The sequence below is a fragment of the Brevibacillus sp. HD3.3A genome (genome assembly GCF_013284375.2).
GTDB lineage: Bacteria > Bacillota > Bacilli > Brevibacillales > Brevibacillaceae > Brevibacillus > Brevibacillus parabrevis.
The window spans coordinates 3,359,377-3,380,554 of record NZ_CP085874.1 but is presented as its reverse complement, the minus strand read 5'-3'; the positions used below and the strand labels follow the sequence as shown (position 1 = coordinate 3,380,554).

The window sequence follows — 21,178 nt, the reverse complement described above, 5'->3', positions numbered from 1 at the left end:
GGGAGCTTGTATGAGCACATGCAAGATCGGATTGATAGGAGCAGGCGGTATTGCCCTGGCGCATCTGGAAGCAGCCAAAGGCGAGCCGAGAGCTGAGATCGTTGCCATTGCAGATGTGTCGAAAGAAACAGCCGCAGAAAAGGCTGAGCAGTACGAAATCCCGCACGTCTTTTCCGATTACCGCCAGATGCTGTCCGAAGCGGCACTGGACGCTGTCATCGTCTGCGTGCCCAACTATTTGCACGCGCAAGCTGCGCTGGATGCATTGGCTGCGGGAAAGCACCTGCTGTGCGAAAAGCCGATGGCGATGAACAGCGGTCAGGCAGAAGCCATGATCGAAGCAGCGAAGCGAGCGGACAAAATTTTGATGGTCGCGCAAAACAACCGCTTCCGCAGCCAGGCCAAGCAGATCAAAAGCTGGCTGGATGAAGGGAAGTTCGGCAACGTGTACCACGCGAAAACAGGCTGGGTGCGCCGCAACGGAATCCCCGGCTGGGGAAGCTGGTTTACGCAAAAAGAATTGGCAGGCGGAGGTCCGCTGATTGACATCGGGGTACATATGCTCGATTTGACCTTGTGGCTGCTTGGTCATCCCAAGCCAGTGTCGGTACTCGGCCAGACGTACGCAGAGTTCGGTCCGAAAAAGCGCGGGCTGTCCGAGTGGGGCCGGATCGATGAGAACGGCGTGTTTGACGTGGAAGACATGGCGGTTGCGATGATTACGTTTGAAAACGGCTTTTCGCTCACGCTTGATGCAAGCTGGGCGTCGCACATCGAAAAAGAAAACGTTTTCCTGCAACTGTACGGGCAAGAAGGGGGCGTATCGCTTGGCTTGCTGGATGAGCAGCTCGCTCTTTACCACGAATGGGGCGGCGTCATGGCAACGACTGAGCTATCGCCCAAACCGTGTCAGGAACGGGTCGCGCTCTTGTCCAACTTCCTCGATGCCATCGAAGGGAAAGCCGAGGCGCTGTGCACGCCGGAGCAAGCTTTGTACATTACCCGTCTGATTGAAGCGATCTATCAGTCGGCTCGCACCGGGGAGGCTGTCCGCTTTTCGTAAACGGTTGAAGTGCCTGCGAAAGCAGGCTTCAGCATTCACCAAAAGAGCATAGGGGGTTAATGGCATGAAAGTTATGAAAAGGCTTACATCAATGGGACTTACCTTGACCGTGGCACTCTCGCTGGCAGCATGCTCCTCCACTCCGCAGCAATCCGCACCCGCACAAGGACAACCTGCATCACCAGAAGCGCCGAAAACAGAACCAGCTCCGCAGCCAGCCGCCGAAAAAGTCAAGCTCGTCTACGCTCGCGGCAAAGACGCCACCGATTCCACGAAAAAGCTCGTGGAAGCTTTTCAGAACGCTCACCCGAACATCGAGGTAGAAATCCGCGAGATGCCATCCGACACCGGACAAAGCCACGATCAGTACGTCACCATGTTCAGCGCGCAATCGTCCGAGATCGACGTGTTCGACCTGGATGTAATCTGGCCGGCTGAATTTGCCCAGGCAGGCTATCTGCTTCCGCTCGACCGCTTGATGGAACAAGACGGAATCGAGACGGGCAAATATATCAAAGGCGCGATGGACGCCGGAAATTTTGGCGGTCAGCAATGGACGATGCCCAAATTCATCGATGCCGGACTGCTCTTTTACCGCAAAGATTTGGTCAAAGAACCGCCAAAAACATGGGATGACTTGATTGCGCAAGCAAAAGCCACAAAAGGTCAGGGCGGCACGAAGTTCGGCTACTTGATGCAAGCCAAGCAGTACGAGGGACTGGTGTGCAACTTCGTTGAATTTAGCGCTGCCTACGGCGGAAAAATTCTCGACGAGCAAGGCAACGTGGCGATCAACAACCCTGCGACGATCAAAGGATTGCAAAAAATGATCGAGATCGTCAAATCCGACATCGTCCCAAGCAACATCACTACCTTTATGGAAACCGAATCGCATACCGCATTCCTCGAAGGACAATCGGCCTTCATCCGCAACTGGCCGTATCAGTTCGCCCTCGCGCAAGATCAGGCGCAATCGAAAATCGTCGACAAAGTGGCGATCGCTCCGCTCCCGGCAGGGGATGCAGGCTCTGCCGCAGCACTCGGCGGCTGGATGGGCGGCATCAACAAATTCAGCAAGCATCCGAAAGAATCGTGGGAGTTCCTCAAGTTCATGACCGGAGCCGAAGGACAAAAAATTTCGGCCGTGCACGGCGGTTTGGCTCCAACCTTGCTGCCTGTGTATGAAGACGCCGATGTGCAAAAAGCAAGCCCGCTGTTCGCGAACAAAGACTTCGTCGATGGCGTGAGCGCTGCCGTGTCCCGTCCGACTACGCCGATCTATCCGAAAATCTCCGAAGTCATCCAGATTGAAGTGTCCAAAGCGCTGGCCGGACAACAATCCGCAGAGCAAGCCGTACAAAACATGGAAGCAAAAATGAACGAACTGATGAAAAAGTAACGCGGGTCCAGCGACATAGCGACACGCGCCAACAGGTCCAGGCGGCTTCCGGGAGAGGGGGACTGTCTCTTCCGGAAGCGAATGGGCCGCGGCAAACAGAAGATGCTCTTGTGATTTTCAATCAGGAAAGAAGGTGGTGAACGGATGAATCGACAAAACAAAGGCTCTCTTTCGGAAAAGCAAATGGGCTATTTGCTGATTTTACCCGCACTGCTGATTATCCTCATCATCGCGATTTGGCCTGTCATGCGCTCATTCTGGATCAGTCTGCACGATATTCGGCTGAATGACCCGACAAAGACCGAAGTTCATTCCTCGTATGGGCTGGATATGGAGCGCTACGTCAGTACCTTTCCCAACCTGCTGCGCTATGTGAAAAAAGAAGCGGAGGCCGCCCAGGGACCTGCAAAAGACAAACTGGAGGCGATTCGGCAAGAGATCGAGCAAATGAATCAAGCGCTCCAGCAATCAGGCGAGATCGCGAGCCGTTACGAAGCCATCGACCAGTTGCTGCTGGAGTTCAAGCCGATTCCGAACGAACTCAAATACGTGACGTTGACAGGGGAAGCGACAGACGCGATCCGGACAACCTTGGCGCAGACGGAATCTACCCTGCTGGAAATGGGGGCAAACAAACAACTGGCGAAGCCGGAAGGAGCCGTCGGGGTGATGGCCGGGATCACGTCCGCGATCATCGAGCCGAACTATGTAGGTTTTGCTTATTACCAGCATTTTTTGACCGACAGCCGCATGTGGGCCGCCTTGTATAATACATTCTTTTTTACGGTCGTCTCCGTGGTCATCGAGCTTGTGCTTGGCATAGCCATCGCCCTGCTGATCAACCGTCCGTTTCGCGGCCGGGGGCTGGTGCGGGCAACGGTGCTGATTCCATGGGCGATCCCGACCGTTATTTCCGCGATGATGTGGAAATTTTTGTACGACGGCCAAAACGGGATCGTGGCTCATCTGTTCGAAGTGACGGGGCTGGTATCGGATATGGGCGTGCTGCTTTCGACAAAGGCTGGCGCGATGTTTTCCGTCATTTTGGCGGACGTCTGGAAAACGACTCCGTTTATGGCTCTGCTGCTTTTCGCTGGCTTGCAGACCATCCCGCACAGCTTGTACGAAGCGGCTTCCGTCGATGGAGCGAACCGCATGCAGCAATTTTTCCGCATTACGCTGCCGATGCTCAAGTCGACGATTCTCGTGGCGCTGTTGTTCCGTACGCTCGATGCGTTTCGCGTATTCGATCTGATCTACGCGCTGACTGGCGGCGGACCTGCCAACTCCACGGAAACGATCTCGATTTACGCCTATAAAACGATGTTTGCGCAGATGAGCTTTGGTGAAGGCTCGGCGCTCGCAGTCCTTGTGTTCTTGTGCGTCGCGCTCATCTCGATCGGCTACATCAAAATTTTGGGGGCTGACCTCCTCGGTGAGGGAAACGGAAAATAAGGAGGAAAATGTCATGCAAAAAAAGGCGGGTCCTTTGTTTTACATCGGATTGCTGCTGTTTGTCTTCGTCGTGATGTTCCCGTTCTTATGGATTCTCCTCGCCGCGCTGAAGCCGCCAGGGGAGCTGTTCGGGGAGAGGGCCTTTCAGTTCATCATTCAAAATCCGACCTTGGACAACTTCGTCCGGGTATTCACGGAGCGTCCGTTTGCCAGATATTTATGGAACTCCACCGTGGTTGCGACGCTGACGACTCTGTACTCCATCACGATTGCGTCTTTTGCTGCCTATGCGATCGCCTGGCTGTCTTTTCGCGGCAAAACGATCATTCTCGGCATCGTGCTGGCCGTTTCGATGTTTCCGCAGATCGCCACGATTTCTCCGATCTTCATGTTCATGCAATCGATGGGGCTGACCAACAGCTATCTCGGCCTGATCATTCCGTACACGACTTTCGCCTTGCCGCTTGCCATCTGGAATTTGACGATCTTCTTCCGCAAAATCCCGAGCGATTTGGGCGAAGCTGCCAAAGTGGACGGAGCGAGCATTTGGCAGACGATGACGCGAGTGTTTTTTCCGCTGGCCATGCCGGGAGTATTCACGACCGCGATTCTCGTTTTTATCGCCGCCTGGAACGAATTTTTGTTCGCGCTGACGCTCAATACGCAGGAAGCGATGAAGACTGTGCCTGTAGGGATCGTCATGTTTCAAGGGATGTTCACGATTCCGTGGGGAGAGATATCGGCCGCCTCGATTATCGTTACCGTGCCGCTCGTCGTCATGGTGCTGATTTTCCAGCGACGAATTATTTCCGGTTTGACCTCCGGGGCGGTGAAAGAATAAGCGCTGCGAAAATACGCCGCCAAAAGCCAAGCGAGCGCCCTTCGTACACGTTGCTGGCAGGATATCTCCCGCGCCGGGGCGAAATCAAACGCCTGACAGCAAGGAATGAGGGGGAGTCCGATGAATTTGTCGCCAGTTGAAATTCGCGTGCAAGCGGAAGCGATCCGCGAGGGGCATGTGAACAACGTCAAGTACATGGAGTTTTTGGAGCAAGCCCGCCAGCCGTGGTATGACTATTTTTTGCACCTGGGCTTCCGCTCTTTTGTCGCCAAGCTGCAAGCGGACTACAAGCAGGAAGCGTTTTTCGGCGACGTCCTCGTCATTCATACGGAGGTAGAGCGAGTGGGAAACACGAGCTTTGTCCTTTCCCAACGGATGTACAACCAGCGGGAAGAGCAGGTGCTGGATGCCGAGGTGACGTTTGTCGCTATCTGCGCCAAAACAGGCGAGAAAATCCGCGTGCCGGATGAGCTGCGGACAAAAGCGTAAGCAGGACGGCAGAGCAGCACAGGAAGGGGTCCGATCCGAAAAGAATCGGGCTTTTTTGGCGTGGAAAAGGGGTTCCCACGAAGCGGCAGGCGAGAAGTGGAGCCAAAAATGAAGCAGTCCGTGACAGGAAGACATGACAAGTTAGTACAAAAGTAGCTGATACGGAAAAAAGAATGTTGAAATTTGTGGAAAATTTGACTAAAATACACTTTGCGTACAAACTTTCCTCACGATTCGCTGTTGGTTTTGCCTCGTTTCGACGAAAATCAAATCTGACGGGAAGGGAGCGCGGCGCCACCACATCATCCAATCGATGCAGCCGCGATACAAGCTATGTCGAGCACCATCAAAACGAATCAAATATCGCTTCCGAAAGGGGGAGGCGCCATTTCGGGAATGGGCGAAAAATTTCAGCAAAATGAGTTTACCGGAACCTTTTCGTTCAGCATCCCGCTCAGGCTTACTCCCAGCCGGGATTGTTCGCCCGAACTGCATCTTTCCTACAGTTCAGGGGAAGGCAACGGCATTTTTGGCCTTGGTTTCCATCTTTCCCTCCCCACAATATCACGAAAGACAGCAAAAGGCATCCCGCGCTATGACGATTCAGACATTTTTCAGCTCTCCCATGCAGATGACCTGGTTCGCCAGCCTGAACAAGGCGAGCGGCACACGGTCCGCGCAGGAGAAGACACGTATCAAGTTACGAAGTACCGCCCCCGCGTGGTCGACGCCTATGACAAAATCGAGCGCTGGGTAAATATAGCGACAGGAAGCACGCATTGGCGAGTGACCGATCGCGAACAGTTCGTCCAGCTGTTTGGAAAAACCGAACAAGCAAGAATCAGTGATCCCGATGACCCTGCCCGCATTTACCAGTGGCTGCTGGAAGAAGCATTCGACCCAAAAGGCAACCACATTTCCTATGACTACGAGTCCGACATCGTCTCCTCCAAAACCCCCGCGCACCAAGACGAGAAACGTATCCCATCAGCCAACAAGTATATCAGCCGCATACGTTACGGAAACAAAGTCCCTTATCAGGAAGGGGAGTCGCTACCTGACGTCTATCATTTCGAAGTTGTCTTTGACTACAGCTCTTCCGCAGATGCACGCCCTCTGACTTCGTTTGCAAACAGACCGCCCGTTGCGTACCGAAGCGATTCCTTTTCCCAGTACCACGCCGGATTTGAAGTTCGGACAAGCCGCCTGTGCCGCAAAATGTGGCTGTTCCATCATTTCGAAGCCTTGGACCGCAGTCCGCTTCCCGTTCAATCCTACACCTTTTCGTATGAGCAAGCATCGACTGTATCGCTGTTGTCCAGTGTCGAGCTGACGGGTTTTCGCTGGGCGAATGGCGAGTATGCGCAAGAAAGCTTGCCGCCGCTTCTGTTGAACTATTCCCGCTTTGAGCCGACAGCGCAAACGTTCCAGTCGCTGCACGCGCTCGATCTGGCTGCTCTTCCCGCAATGGGACACGATTCTTCCGCAGAGCTGATCGATCTGTACGGCGAAGGAATCCCCGGTATTTTGTATCAGGATGAGGTTTCCGCCCTCTACCTGGAGCCGATATTGGCGCAGGACGAACAGGGAAGCGATATCGTCGCGTATGCGCGTCCGAAAGAACTGCCGACTTTCCCTGCGGCGAATCATGTACCGTCGTCCAGTCAGCAGCTGATGGATTTGGCTGGAAACGGGGAGTTGGCACTGGTCGTTGCGACACTTTCGGAAGCTGGGTACTTTGCCAGCGGGCCAAGCAAAACGTGGCGTCCATGGAAGCCGTTTGCTTCGTTTACGAACGCTTTTTTTCAGGATGGACACGCGCTCGTTGATTTGACCGGAGACGGACTGGCTGACTTGGTGCACATCGATCAGGAGACGATTACGTACTATCCGAGCAAGGGAACGGAAGGCTTTGGCGAGCCGATGCGCGTGTGGCGAAGAAGCGATTTGCCTCTGCCCCGACAGGAAACGAAGACAGAGGCAGTCAAGTTTGCCGACATGTTCGGCAGCGGGATGCAGCATCTTGTCAAGGTTGCCAACGGCAGTGTCCAATGCTGGCCGAATTTGGGCTACGGACGCTTCGGTGAGCCTGTAAGCATGGAAAATGCTCCGTATTTTGCCGACGGACTGGACGAATCCCGGTTGTTTCTCGTCGATGTGGACGGTTCAGGTACAGCGGATTTGATCTACGCCTATCCCGATCGGATTGATGTTTACTTGAACCAGAGCGGCCATTCCTTTCGCGAACCGTTCAGTGTCCCGTTGCCAGCCAGCTGGGACAGAATCAATCAGCTACAGTTTGCAGATGTGCATGGAAACGGCACGACTTCGCTCGTTTTCAGCGAAGAATACCCCACGACCAGACACTGGTGCTACGATTTTTGCTCTCGCCAAAAGCCGTACCTTTTGACCCGCATTGAAAACCAGTGCGGAGCAGAGACGCGCATTTCCTACCGCTCCTCCACTTATTTTTACATGAAAGACAAAGAGAATGAGTTTTTCTGGCAGCAGCATTTGCCTTTTCCCGTTCAGGTCGTCGAGAAGGTGGAGAGCATCGACTGGATATCCCAGGCGACGATGTGCACGCGGTACGCGTATCACCACGGCTACTACGACAGCGTGGAGCGGGAGTTTCGCGGCTTTGGCATGGTGGAACGGACAGACGCCGAGACACTTTCGGCAGAGGCGGAACCAACGGATGTGCCCCCTGTCTGGAGCAAAAGCTGGTATCACACGGGAGCGGTTGCCGAATCCGGCGAATTGTCCCGGCAGTTTGCCCGCGAATACTACCAGGGCGACCTGCAAGCTTATCCGCTTCCGGACAGCACACTCGTACAGGCAACAGCAGCAGGACAGCCCCCTCGCGATGTGATTGATGGCGAGACATTCCGGCAAGCCAGCCGCTCGTTGAAAGGCCAGCTTCTGCGCAGGGAAGTGTACGCGCCTGCTGCTGCGGTCGCCTTTGACGATCAGGACCCGGCTGCGCCGTACACCGTGGAGGAGATGAACTACTGCGTCCGTATGCTTCAAGTGCCTGAGCGAAGCGAGTATGGCGTGTTTGCGATCGAACCGCAAGAATCGATCTCGTACCATTACGAGCGCAAGTGTGCCGATCCGCGCATCGAGCACAGCTTCGTTCTGGAAGTCGATGCGTATGGAAATGTCCTCAAGTCGTGCGCGGTTTCGTATGGACGAAGACAGGGCGCCCACACTTTTCCCGAGCAATTGACGGGAAAAGTCGTGTACGAGGAAGCGACGGTGCTAAACAGCATCGGACAAAACGTGTACCTGCCGGGAGTTCCCGTCGAGCATAAAGTGTTCCACCTGAAAAATGTGACGCTCTCCCAAGAGCGGCCCTATGTTGCCAAAAACGAGCTGCTCAGCGCGATTGCCTCCATTCGTCCGTCTGAGGCTACGCCGCTCATCGGATGGGAACGGCATTATTACTGGGACCCGATTCGCCAGGAACGCTATCCGCTGGGGGAAGTATCCGCGCAAAAGCTGCTTTGCCAAACAGAGACAGCCGTTGTAACGGAACAGCAGATCGTGGAGCGATTTGCCGAGGTACTGCCAGCGTCGCAACTGAACGAGTTGCTGCAACAAGAGGGCGGCCTTTTCTCGGACGGTGATTTTTGGTGGAATCCCGGTTTGCTGGAAGTTCATTTGGAGGCGGCAGGATTTTATTTGCCGCAATTCGCCGTAGACCCGTTCGGCAATCGGACGACATATCGCTACGACTCGTCCTACTTGTTCATCGAGCAGACGACAGATGCGCTCGGAAACGCGACGAGCGTGCAAAAGCTGGATTATCAGACGATGAAGCCTGCGCAAGTCCTCGATCCAAACGGCAACTGCACAGAAGTGTTGTTCGACCCGTTCGGACGTGTGATCGCGATGTCGTACTACGGGACTGAAGGGGGAGTGGCGACAGGCTTCCAGCCGCTGTCCGCCTATGTGGAGCGCGGACGTCCCGATCTGGATCGCCTTTTGCACAGCCCGGATGGCGGTCGCTTTTATGTGCAGGGAGCGGCGTGCTTCTTTGCTTACGACGACTTCGCCTGGGCAGAGCGCAAACAACCGATCGTTTCGATCCAGCTCAACGCGCAAGATTATGCATCGAGCGAATCTCGACCTGCTTTTACCCAGTTGACGTACCTCGACGGATTTGGCCGCGAGCACCAGCAGATGGTGAAGGTCGAGCCGGGAGCGGCGTACGGCCCGGACGGAAAACTTTTGCCTGACCCGGTAGAGCCGCGATGGCTGGCGACGGGACGTACTCTCTACAACAACAAGGGCAAGCCGGTAAAAGAGTACGAGCCTTACTATTCGTCCTCGTACGTCTACGTCGACGATCCGGTGCTGCGGACGTTCGGAGTTTCTTCCACGCTCACCTACGATCCGCTCGGGCGCGTCATCCGGGTCGATACGGCCAAAGGCTTTTTTACGCGGGTTCGCTTTACCGCATGGTCCGAATGGCACGAAGACGAAAACGATACGATCCTCGAATCCCGCTATTACCAACAGCATGTGGACGACGAGGACCCTGCTTTTCAACAGGACAGGCTGGCGCTGCAAAAAGCAAGCCTGTTCGCCGGGACTCCAGTCGAAAAACAGCTCAACTGCGACGGCAAAACGATCCGCTTGATTCAAAAAGCAGAAGGAATAGTTGCTCCTGACGATTTTACTGCGCTGGGCTTGTCGATCAGCCAGGCAAAAGAATTGTTCCAGGAGCTGCAAACAAAGCAATTCGTCGATTTTCGCGGGGCTTTGACTTATTTGTTCCAACCTGAACGGGCAGGCTTCACCCTCGGACTCAGCGCTCCATACGCTTCACAGGAAGCGGCTGTGATCAGCAAGCTGTCGTCCGTTCAAAAGACAGGCGCAGAGCTTGCGGCTTGCTACGAATGGGACGTCCGGGGGAACCAGATCAGCGGCGCTGACCCGCGCCTGGCCAAGTCCGGCGAGCGCAACTTCTTCACGCAATACGACCTGGCGGGCAACATTTTGTACAAAAAGAGCGCAGACGCCGGGGAACGCTGGCAGCTTTCAAACATGTTCGGGCACGTCATTTTGACGCGAGATGCGAACAATCAGCTTTTGCGCTACAAATACGATGCGCTAGGGCGGCTGAGCGAAACGATTCGCCAGGATGAAGGGAAGTCTTTTGTCCTGGAACGGATCGTGTACGGAGACAGCCCAGCAGCCCAGCAGGCTTTAGCAGGGGAAGATCCGGCGAAGTTCAACCTGCGCGGGCAAATTTACCAGCAGTACGACCAGGCAGGATTGGTTACGCATCACGTGTACGATCTGGGCGGCTCCATGCTTCGGGCAAGCAGACAGCTGTGCACCAGCTATCGCGAGCAGACCGACTGGGGAAGCGGGCAGGAGCCGAGCACGCTTTTGGAACCAACGGTGTACACGACTTCCTACGAGTACGATGCGTTGGCGCGTTTGACTGTCGCTACCGCTCCCAACGGGCTTGCGCAGCAATACGAATACCATTTGTCGGGGCTGTTGGACAAGCTGCTGGTCAAACAAACTCCAGAATCGCCAGCCGAGCCGTATGTGGCAGGCATTTCCTACGACGCAAAAGGCCAGCGCACCCGCATTCAATACGGAAACGATGTAGTGACCAAATACGAGTACGAGCCTGCGACATTCCGCTTGCTTCGCGCGATCAGCACGCGGCAGGCGGACCGCAAGCTGATGCAGGACATTGTCTACACGTATGATCCCGTTGGCAATATCGCATGCGTAACGGATCAGGCGCTGTCCACTGTTTTTGCCAATCAGCAAGTGGTAAAACCGCAGTCTGTCTACACGTACGATGCTCTCTACCGCTTGATCGAAGGGACAGGCCGTGAGCATCCGGGCATGTCGCCGCAAGCGGAGTCTGCCGGGGCTTTTGCCGATAGCGGCTTTGTCCCGCTGTCAAACGTACCGCTTAACGACCAGCAGCAACTGCGCAACTACACTCGCCGCTTCACGTACGACGCTGCCGGAAACTTGTTCTTGACCAAGCATCTGACCGGGACTGATTCCGGCTCGTGGACACGGCAAATGACCGTTTCGGAACGCTCCAATCGGGCAGTCGAAACCGAACTGTTGTCCGCCAGTGCGACTGGGCTTCCGCTGACAGCCGGGCAAATCGATGACTTTTTCGACCGAAACGGCAATGCCATCCGCATGGTCGGGATCGACGAGATCGCCTGGAACGAACGGAACAACATTCGCCAGGTGACGGTCATCGCGCGGGAATCCGGCTTTTCGGACAGCGAGTATTACGTGTATGACAGCGGCGGAACCCGCATTCGCAAAGTGACAGAGCGCTATGCGAACAACAACACAGTCGTGCACAGAGAAGAAACGATATACATGGGAACTTTTGAAATCAGGCGCACGCTGCAAGGAAGCCAGCTCAAAGAGGAAAAGCACACGCAAAAAATCATGGACGGGCAGCATTGCATCGCCGTCTGCCTCTCCTGGACAGAAGGTCTTCCATCCGACGTGACCAGCAATCCGCAAATCCGCTTCCAACTGGAAAATCATTTAGGCTCGGCCGTGCTGGAGACGGATGCATCCGGCAAAATCATCAGCCTGGAAGAATATTACCCGTACGGCGGCACGTCACTCATCGCAGGCACCAGCCTGCAAGAAGTAAAGCGGAAGCTGTATCGCTACGGCGGAAAAGAAAGAGATTCGCTCACTGGCTTTTATTACTACGGCGCCCGCTACTTTGCGCCGTGGCTGGGCAGGTGGATCAATCCCGATCCGGCGGGGGAAGTCGACGGCTTGAATTTGTTCGTATTCGCCCAAAACAACCCGTTGGTCTTCCGCGATGCAGGGGGCTACGTGTCGATCAAACAGGCCAAAAAGAATGCAAACGGCGGCAAATCGAAACCGAAAAAGAAAAAGCTTTCGGTCAAACGGGACACCGACAAATACTTCCGCTTTTCCGGGCGGCCCGATTTCGACTCGGCGGGGAAAAAGATCAAGCTGAAAAAGGAACAGGATCGCCGCCACGTCATTGGCTACGACGATGTGATCAGACCGTCCTACGAGCGCATCATCAACCTGGTGATCAAAAATGCAGGGAAAGAGAAGTTCATCAAGTGGCAGATGAAACGCTATCAAAAATATAAAATCACCCGCGCTCCCAAAGAATCCGCACCAGTGGAGAAGCATTTGACTTTTGGTTTAACCAAGCTGAACAGTACGCCAGGCAACCTGAATCCAGAAAACGCTCACGAAAACCAGGCGATCGAAAAAGTGCGGGAACAGGCGCTTCTCGTAGAGGAAAGACTGGGGAAAGCTTTTTCGGAGTCCATCCCGACTTTGGACGAAGTGAAAACGATCATGAAGACGGGCTTCAAGCTCAGCGACGGCGGCACGCCAATCAAGGACTATGCCGATTCGGTGCGCAAGTTCGTGCACAAGCGGATTGACGAAGCGACAGATGTGATTCAACTGAGCAGAATCTTGCATGAGACCAAAGTATCGACGGGCGTTGATTTGAATAAAGGAAGCGGCACCAAAGAACAAACTTCCTTCGCCTTGAGCTATATCGAGAAGGTGACGGAAGCGAGCGATCCGAACAGCACGATGACCGATGAGGAACGTCTGGATGTGGTCTGGTCATTGCGGGCTATTCCGAAGAATTAAAAAACAGGGAATGAGGAGAATCGTATGAATGACCAATCGTTTTCCCCCATTGACAGTCCTTCTCTCGCACGCTTTTTTGCACAAAACCCGGATATACACGCAGCGACTTTTCCCTTTCATAAAGAAGAGGCTGTCGCACAGCTGAACTGGGAGGGGATCGACCGGCAGGAAGCCATTCCGGAACTCCGTGCCTATCAGCGGCTGCTGCAAATTTACCCAGATCCACAGGTGGCGAAACTGTTGCTGCAAACAGATGTCACGGATGCGCCGCCACCCGCCCTGCTAAAAAGCGCCGCGGCTGCTTCGGCCCGTTCCGAGCGATTTGATTCTGCGCACAAGATCACTTCGCTCAGCCGGGAGCATTTTCTCGCCAAAGTCGGGCCGCAACTGGGCGAGTCTGGCCCGCAAAAAGCGGGAGAAATCTACGATAACGCAGCGCATATCCGCAATCAGACGATGCACGTGTGGGCGAATCTTGTTCAGCTGCAAGCGCCGCACTATCAGGCGCTTTCCGTGAACGCGACCTCTCCCGATATTTTGGACCATTACACCTCCTTGCCGAGTTACGACGAGCTGTTCGGCAGCTTGAACTATTGCGAGTGCCAGGATTGCCAATCGATTTTTGGGCCTGCCGCCTACTTCGTCGATTTGATGCGGGTGATCGAACAGTACGTGACCAAGCCGAATGCAAAAGAGATCGACAAGGGGATGTCCCTGCTGGAACGTCGAGCCGATTTGGCAAAGATCGAGCTGACGTGCGAGAACACGAACAAGACGATGCCGTACTTGACGATCGTCAACGAGCGTCTGGAGGAAGCGGTACAAGAGGCGTGGGGAGGTCAGGACAAACTGTACCCGTCACTGGCGAAGGCGAGCTATCCGTCCGCGCTGCCTTTCCATTTGCCGCTGGCGAAAATCCGGATTTACTTGCAGCGATTGTCCGTTCAACTGGAAGCTGTGTATCGCACTTTGCCTTCCCAGCCAAAAGATGTCGCAGCCCATACGCTGGGCTTGTCGCCAGAAGAGTGGCAGCTGATTGCTACAAGCGAAAGCGACGTGCAAAAGCTCCAGACGTACTTTGGTGTCAGCGATTTGGCTCAGTTGACAGACGCTTCGGTTTTTTGCAAAAAGACCGGATTGAAAGTGACCGACCTGCGGCAGTTGCTGGAACAAGACCTCTCGGCAGACGAACAGAAAGCCGGGATTGCCAATAACTTTTTTATTAACCGCGATCTCGCAGCACCTGTTGCCCTGGTGCTCGCCGAAGATTCCTCGCAACTGCAAAACCTCGTTCCAAAGGCGCTGGACCGCATTCATCGCTTTTTGCGCCTGACCCGCAAGCTGGGGTGGAGCTACGCCGAGCTGGATTGGGTTTTGCATGTGCTCAACCCGGATACGGTGGCGCTCGATGAGGCGGCCTTGATCGGGATCGCTGCCATCGAGAAGCTGAGAAGAGACACGGGCTTGTCTGTCCTGGCAGCATGCGCTCTGCTCTACGACTTGAAGACATACGGCGATGCTTTATTTGATCAGGTTTACAACGGGAGCGGAATGAGCGTCTACCATCCAAAAGATGCAGGCAGTGAAAACTATCGCTGGAACCAACTGTACAAACAAGACGCAGCGGTATGGAAAATCGGGGCGACGGACGAAGCAAATCGCAAGCAGGCGGGGCGGATTGCGGGCGGTTTGGGGCTTCAGCAGGACGATCTCAGCGCACTGGCAGAAGCTTTGTTTGGAGCAAGCGCGGAAGTAAGCCTGACCGTCGCCAATCTGTCCAAGCTGTACCAGCACGTCAAGCTCGCGGCGCTGCTGAAGCTGCCTGTAGCCCAGTACATCAAGTTCCGCCAGCTGACAGGCACTTCTTTCGCGGAACGGCAATCAGCCGCACAAATTTCTGATTTGCTTGGTCAAGCCAACCAGCTGCGCCGGATGAATCTGCAAGTGTACGAGCTGGACTACGTTATGAACGGGGTCACAAGCCCGTTTGTGCAAGTTGCGTATCAGGACAAAGATGTCGACCCGTGGCTGAAAAATCTGCCTGCTCTGACGGCGAGCACGGCGGAAGATGCCGACCAGCAAAAGAAAGAGCAGGAAGAAAAAATCAGGCAGCAAATCGCTTCTTTCCTCGGTGCGCGAACGGAGCAGATCGATCACTTGCTGCATCTGGCCGGGCGCCAAGAGGTAGCCGATCTTTTCCTGAGCGAGAAAAACAAAAAGGAAGCTGTGCAACTGTTGCAGCTGCTGTCTCGCTGGCTGTTGCTGACGCGAAAACTGCGACTGACCAACGACGAGCTGGACAATCTCGGTGACGCCAAAGCGGCGTATGGCATTGCCGATGTCAGCGCATTAACGCTGAAAAACATACTCGATCTGGGCAGATGGAAAGAGCTTCGAGCAAGCTTTGCGGATACGACTGGCAATCTGTTTGCCTTCATGAGCGCTGCGAGTGATGAACAACGGGCAAGCGCGCTGGCTGATCTGACGGGACGGCCGTTGGGACAGATTTCCCGCCTTCTCGGTTTGTTTGCTGCGGCAGGCAACCGGGTTGACCAATTGGTAGCAACGAGCCGCGCCATCGACCTTTTGGGAGCAACAGGCGCAGACCCTGAGTTTCTTTTGCACCTGCAAAGTGTTTGCACAAAAGGTGTGGACGAAGCATGGGACGATTATGAAAAGACAGCAGATGACCTGCTTGCGCTGGTGCGAGCGCGACTGGCGGTTGCCAACTGGGACGAATGCTTCGCCCAGATCGACGGGGAAATCCAGGAGCAGAAACGCACCGTGCTGATCGCAACGGCATTGGTGGAGCTTCCGAAAACGCCGGAGCGTGCCTGGATTACCAATTCGCGCAGGCTGTACGAGTATTTGCTGATCGACGTGGAGATGGGCGGGACGACACGCATCTCCTACATCAAAGAGGCGCTGAATGCAGCGCAGCTGTATTTGAGTCGTTGCCGCGAGCTGCTGGAGCCGGGCATTGTCCACTGGAACATCCCCGACCCGTGGTGGGAGTGGCTGCTGAACTATCGGACATGGGAAGCGAACCGCAAAATTTTCCTCTATCCCGAAAATTACCTCGATCCGGCTTATCGCAAAAGCAAAACGAGCCTGTTTGAAGAGCTGGAAAATACGCTCAAGCAGGGCGAGGTGAACGCGCAAACCGTCGAGCAGGCTTTTACGAAATACTTGGATCGCTTTGCCGAACTGGCCAAGCTGAAGTACGTCGATGCGTATTACGGACATATCGTCGGGGCAGACAAGACCGAGTCGAACCAACTGTTCCTCGTGGCGCGAACCGAAACGCAGCCGTACAAGTATTACTACCTTATTCGCAATCAGGATACGACCTGGTCAGAGTGGCAGGAGATGGATGTCACGATCAGCGCAGAGACGGTCACGCTCGTCCACGCGTTCAACCGACTGTTCGTCTTTTGGGTCGAGCAGAAGAAGTTTGACAAAAACAACGGCAATGAATCGGCGAAAAAAGCGACAAAGGCCGCAATCAAGTACAGTTTTTACAACTTCAGCGGCAAATGGGTCCAACCCCAGACGCTCGCCGACGACATCATCATCAACGTAGAAGGCAGCGCCTATCAGAAAAAGTATGAGAGCTTGCTGCCCGGATCGTTGTTTGCGCCCAACCAGATCGCCTGGCAAAAAGTGTACCCGCTCACGATTCAGAAGGATCAGTTCTGGGTACCGGGCGCGGGGACAAATTCGTTTGAAAAAGTCATCCTGCTTTACGGGCCGATGCTCGATTTGGAAGCCAGTCCTGCTCTGAACAAGGTCGATGCACCTGACCGTTCCGATGAAACGACCCAGCAGTTTGAGAGTGAACTGTACCAGACGCTGCGCTACTTCTCTCAGGCAAAATCGCTCTCTTACGACGGCTTGCTTCCGTTGCAGAAGCCGATCGTGATCAACGACGACTTGCAGGTCGGCTTTTTGGCCAATCCGAACGAGTTCCTGCTGTTTGCCAAAGATTCGGACCAAAGCACGCCACAAGTGCGGACCGAAATTGATCGCAGCGCGGGACGGCTCAATCTGATCCAGACGAACCAGCTTGTGTATGACAACGATTTGGCCGAGCAAATAACCGTTCCTTCGCCTGTGCTTCGTCCTGTGCGCCTGACGGCAAATTCGTTCGTGTCCAGCGAGGTCGGTATTGAAAGCGCAGGCTCCACCGCGATTTTCAACCAGTTGGTGGCAGAGGGTTACGTGACAAAAGACGGCTCGATCGATCTGTCGATTCCGTTTGATGACGTCGCTTCGTCACTGGAGCAAATACTGGACGGGCAGCCTGGCAAAGAAGACAAGCTGTCGGCTTGCATCAAAGTCGTCGGCAGGGCAGTGGGCACGCCATGGCTGTCTACCGCGATGCGAAACAAAGATTACGGCTTGTTCCCGGTCAAAAATCACCCGTCTGCCTTTGTGTTCCGCGGAGACAAAGAATTTATCCTGCTGTTGGACGGCGAGCAGCAAACGAGTGCCATCAATCGCTCTCTCTTGAACAACGATACGCTGTTTACGCCTGATTCCTTTGTCTCGGCAGCAGTGGGCATTGAGAAAACAGGGGCACAAGCGATCTATCAAGCATTGATTACATCCGGTTTCCTGGATGCGCGCGGTCGCCTGGATGAACAGACAGAGCTTGAGGACTTGACCGAATTTTTGCAGACGCAATTGGCTATTGAAGATCAGATGTACGCCGTGCGCAACATCCTGATGCACCGCCCGGTTTTCAGCAAAGACGACTTCATCGCCGCTGCTCCCATCGATATCCAGCAAAGCGGTTCAGAGCTGATTTTCCAGCAGCTGATCGCCGCCGGGTATTTGGACAAGACAGGCCGCCTGGATGCCGATACGGATTTTTACGAGCTGGAAGAGAGCGTCGCAGATATTTTTCAAGGCCAGCTCAATCCGGACAAAAAAACCCGCTATGTGGTCGATACGCTGTATCAGCGTTCTTTTCCGACGACGGTCGGGTATCTCAATACCGATCCGGCTATCGGCGGCATATACCGCTTCCGGTTCGAAGCGATCCGCCTGACGACAGCTGCCGTGCATCGGTTGAGCAGCAGGCTGTTTACGGGAGGAGTCGACGCCTTGTTGAGTCTGTCTTCCCAGCAAATTCCGCTGGAGCAAGAGCTGCCTTTTGAACGCTTCCAGTTTTCGGAAAGCTGGGTCGCGGCACCGGAAGCGCTCGACGGCGCGCAAGTGGACTTTTCCGGGGCATACGGTCCGTATTATTGGGAGCTGTTCTTCCACGCGCCTTTGTACATCGCCAATTTGCTGAAGACGAACCAGCAGTTCCAGGAAGCGGCGAAATGGTATCAATTCATTTTCAATCCGACCGTTCCCGTGCAGCCGCTGCAAACCGACTCGTTCCAAAGCTCTACGTTGGGATTGCGCGATTCGCAGCGCATTTACCGGGTGTTAGTCGATCAAAAAATCATTACGGCAGATGGGCAAGTCAGTGCGACGTACAACCGCAAGACCAATCTCGCCAAAATTTTGCCGTTTTTAAAAGACAGCCAGGTGACGACGGTCAAAAACATCTTGTGCAACCACCAGTTGAGCAGTCTCGTCGCCCGCTTCTGGCAGTTCCAGCCGTTCCGCAACCGCACGCTGGAAGCTTTGCGCGAGCAGCTCGGCAATCCGAACGAAATCAAGGCGTACAATGATGATCCGTTTGATCCGCATGCGATTGCCCGACTGCGCAACGGCGCCTATGAAAAAGCGGTGGTCATGCAATACATCGACAACTTGTTGCAGTGGGGAGACTCGCAGTTTGCCCAGTACACGTGGGAATCGATCATTGCAGCTACGATGCATTACGTGTACGCCTACAACCTGCTCGGAGAAAGACCGCAAAATCTCGGGAAATGCCCGGATGCCGCGCCGCTTACCTTTGCGGAAATCTACAGCCGTTACCAGGAAAACATTCCGCAGTTTTTGATTGAGCTGGAGCACGATCAGGACAAGACGGATTCGCTGTTTGCTTTTGCGCCGATCAATGCGCTGGACACGTATTTCTGCGTGCCGGAAAACAAGCAATTCAGCGGATATTGGGACTTGGTGGAGGATCGTTTGTACAAAATTCGCCACGGGCTTAATCTGCAAGGCATTCCGCAGCCGCTCGCCCTGTTTGAACCGCCGCTTGATCCGATGCAGCTCGTGCGTGCGGCCAGTGCCGGACAGGATGTGCTCAGCGCTTTGACGCAGTCCCGGGCGGAAATTCCGTTTTACCGCTTCAGCTATCTGCTAGAGAGAGCGAAAAGCATGACTTCCACGCTGATTCAGCTGGGGAGTACCTTGCTGTCGACGCTGGAGAAAAAAGACGCCGAATCGCTCGCGCTGTTGCGCTCTGCCCAGGAAAAGCAACTGCTCAATCTGACCACGATGATCAAAGAGAAGCAGATCGAGGAGCTGGGCGAAATCATCGCTTCGCTTGAACAGAGCAAAGAAGGAGCGAAAACCCGGTTCGATCATTACTCGCGACTGTTTAATGAAAACCTGAACGCCCTGGAAGTAACCGACCTGACACTGCGCAGCACAGCGATTTACCAGCAAATCGCCGGAGTTGCCCTGAAAGGCTTGAGTATTCCCGGCTTCCTCGCTCCGAAAATTTTCGGACTGGCGAACGGCAACATGCAGTTTGGGGATGCGATCAATGCGGGGGCGCAGGTGGCGGACGGAACGGCGCAAATTCTCGACCATATGGCAGGCTTGATGAGCACGGGCGCGCAATACATGCGGCGCAGGGAAGAGTGGGCGTTGCAGCGCGATGTGGCATCCTACGAAATCGCCCAGATGGACAAGCAAATCGCAGGCTCGAAAATTCGCCAGGACATGCTCCGCCGGGAACTGGAGATCCACCAAAAAGGAATCGAGCAGGCCAAAGATTACGAGGATTACTTGAAGTCGAAATTCACCAACGAAGAGCTGTACCAATGGATGGTGGGACGTCTGTCCTCGGTCTATTTCCAAACGTATCGCATCGCGCTCGATATGGCGATCTCTGCCCAAAAGTCGTTCCAGTACGAATTGAATCGCAACGACCAGTTTTTGCAGTTTGATTATTGGGACAGCCTGCACCGGGGCTTGACCGCAGGCGAAGGCTTGCAGCTCTCGCTTGCGCAAATGGAAAAGGCGTATATGGAGCAAAACTCGCGCGATTACGAGATCGAAAAGACGATTTCGTTGCTCCATCTCGATCCGGAAGCGTTTTTGGCCTTCAAGGATGGCTCGAAAGGCGGCAAGAAAGGCGAGCTGACTTTTACGCTGTCGGAAAAGCTGTTTGATTTCGACTTCCCCGGCCACTACAGCCGCAAAATCAAATCGATTTCCGTGACGATTCCGGCAATTGTCGGTCCGTACCAAAATGTGAACGCCACTTTGACTCAAAACAGCTACCAAATTGTCCGCGATGCGAAGCCAGGTGCCGTCCAGCACTTGATCGATCCGAACCAGCCTGCGCCAACCGACGGCTCGCTTATTTTCGGCACGTCGCCTTACCAGCGAATCGCCCTGTCGCGGGGGATGAACGATCCAGGCTTGTTCATGCTTGACTGGCGGGATGAGCGGTACTTGCCTTTCGAAGGCACCGGAGCCGTATCCAACTGGACGCTGAGCTTGCCGCCCGAGACGAACCGGATTGATTTCGGCAGCATTTCCGACATTTTGCTGAAAATCCAATACACAGCCAAGGACGGCGGTCAAGACTTTGCCAACCAGGTGAAGAGCATGCTTGCGAGCCAACAGCCGCCTTACCCGTATACGCCAGCCAAGATTATCGATTTGAAGCAAGCTTTCCCGGGTGACTGGTCGCGTTTTTGGACAAGTCCGCCGCAAGCGGGCGTCAAGAGCATCCGTTTTGCGCTCGCCGATGCCGTCATTTTGCCGAACTTGAAAGATGTGCGCTTTTTATCGGCGGCTGTCTTTTTGCAAACGCCAGACGGCAAGCTGATCGCGGACAAGGATAGTTCGACGCATTTCTTGCAATTGCAAATCGGCGACGAAGCTGCGAAGCCGATTCCAATCGCGAACAATTACGGTTCAGTCGATCTGTCCGATGTTCCGCTGTCGGCGTCTTCTGCCCAACTTCAATTCCACCTCGCTGAGCTGCCGGATGGCCTTGTTACTACCGATGCGGCGAGCGGAGAAAGGGAGGTGGATCGAAACAGCTTGCTCGGCATCGTCGTGATTTTTACGTACCAGTCCAATGTTTTTGCAACGAAGTAAGCGAGCGTAACAAGATGTTTTT

7 protein-coding genes are annotated in these 21,178 nt (G+C 54.5%); all 7 read left to right on the top strand.

What is annotated here, in order from left to right:
- Nucleotides 1–10 precede the first annotated feature (10 nt).
- The 7 genes from HP435_RS15425 (at nucleotide 11) to HP435_RS15395 (ending at nucleotide 21,156) form a co-directional block, all read left to right on the top strand.
- Nucleotides 11–1,063: a Gfo/Idh/MocA family protein gene (locus HP435_RS15425; RefSeq protein ID WP_122966416.1), complete on the top strand. Its 1,053-nt coding sequence runs from the start codon at nucleotides 11–13 to the stop codon at nucleotides 1,061–1,063.
- A 64-nt stretch (nucleotides 1,064–1,127) separates the two neighbouring features.
- A complete protein-coding gene (locus HP435_RS15420; RefSeq protein ID WP_173598071.1) occupies nucleotides 1,128–2,462 on the top strand; it encodes an ABC transporter substrate-binding protein in 1,335 nt (444 codons plus the stop codon).
- 144 nt (nucleotides 2,463–2,606) lie between these two features.
- Complete coding sequence (locus tag HP435_RS15415) at nucleotides 2,607–3,917, top strand: carbohydrate ABC transporter permease (RefSeq protein ID WP_122966418.1); 1,311 nt, start codon at nucleotides 2,607–2,609, stop codon at nucleotides 3,915–3,917.
- A 13-nt stretch (nucleotides 3,918–3,930) separates the two neighbouring features.
- Nucleotides 3,931–4,758 (top strand): carbohydrate ABC transporter permease, encoded by an 828-nt coding sequence (locus HP435_RS15410; protein WP_122966419.1) that lies wholly within the window; start codon nucleotides 3,931–3,933, stop codon nucleotides 4,756–4,758.
- A 120-nt stretch (nucleotides 4,759–4,878) separates the two neighbouring features.
- The gene (locus HP435_RS15405; RefSeq protein ID WP_173599811.1) at nucleotides 4,879–5,247 is read left to right on the top strand and encodes an acyl-CoA thioesterase; all 369 of its coding nucleotides are present in this window, start codon (nucleotides 4,879–4,881) and stop codon (nucleotides 5,245–5,247) included.
- A 396-nt stretch (nucleotides 5,248–5,643) separates the two neighbouring features.
- Nucleotides 5,644–12,909: a SpvB/TcaC N-terminal domain-containing protein gene (locus HP435_RS15400; protein WP_173599812.1), complete on the top strand. Its 7,266-nt coding sequence runs from the start codon at nucleotides 5,644–5,646 to the stop codon at nucleotides 12,907–12,909.
- 24 nt (nucleotides 12,910–12,933) lie between these two features.
- Nucleotides 12,934–21,156 (top strand): Tc toxin subunit A-related protein, encoded by an 8,223-nt coding sequence (locus HP435_RS15395; protein ID WP_173599813.1) that lies wholly within the window; start codon nucleotides 12,934–12,936, stop codon nucleotides 21,154–21,156.
- Nucleotides 21,157–21,178 lie beyond the last annotated feature (22 nt).

Bases quoted from the DNA above. Each gene is read 5' to 3' on its own strand.
- HP435_RS15425 (WP_122966416.1), top strand. From the start codon at position 11: ATGAGCACATGCAAGATCGGATTGATAGGAGCAGGCGGTATTGCCCTG.
- HP435_RS15400 (WP_173599812.1), top strand. From the start codon at position 5,644: ATGGGCGAAAAATTTCAGCAAAATGAGTTTACCGGAACCTTTTCGTTC.
- HP435_RS15395 (WP_173599813.1), top strand. From the start codon at position 12,934: ATGAATGACCAATCGTTTTCCCCCATTGACAGTCCTTCTCTCGCACGC.
- HP435_RS15405 (WP_173599811.1), top strand. From the start codon at position 4,879: ATGAATTTGTCGCCAGTTGAAATTCGCGTGCAAGCGGAAGCGATCCGC.
- HP435_RS15415 (WP_122966418.1), top strand. From the start codon at position 2,607: ATGAATCGACAAAACAAAGGCTCTCTTTCGGAAAAGCAAATGGGCTAT.
- HP435_RS15410 (WP_122966419.1), top strand. From the start codon at position 3,931: ATGCAAAAAAAGGCGGGTCCTTTGTTTTACATCGGATTGCTGCTGTTT.
- HP435_RS15420 (WP_173598071.1), top strand. From the start codon at position 1,128: ATGAAAGTTATGAAAAGGCTTACATCAATGGGACTTACCTTGACCGTG.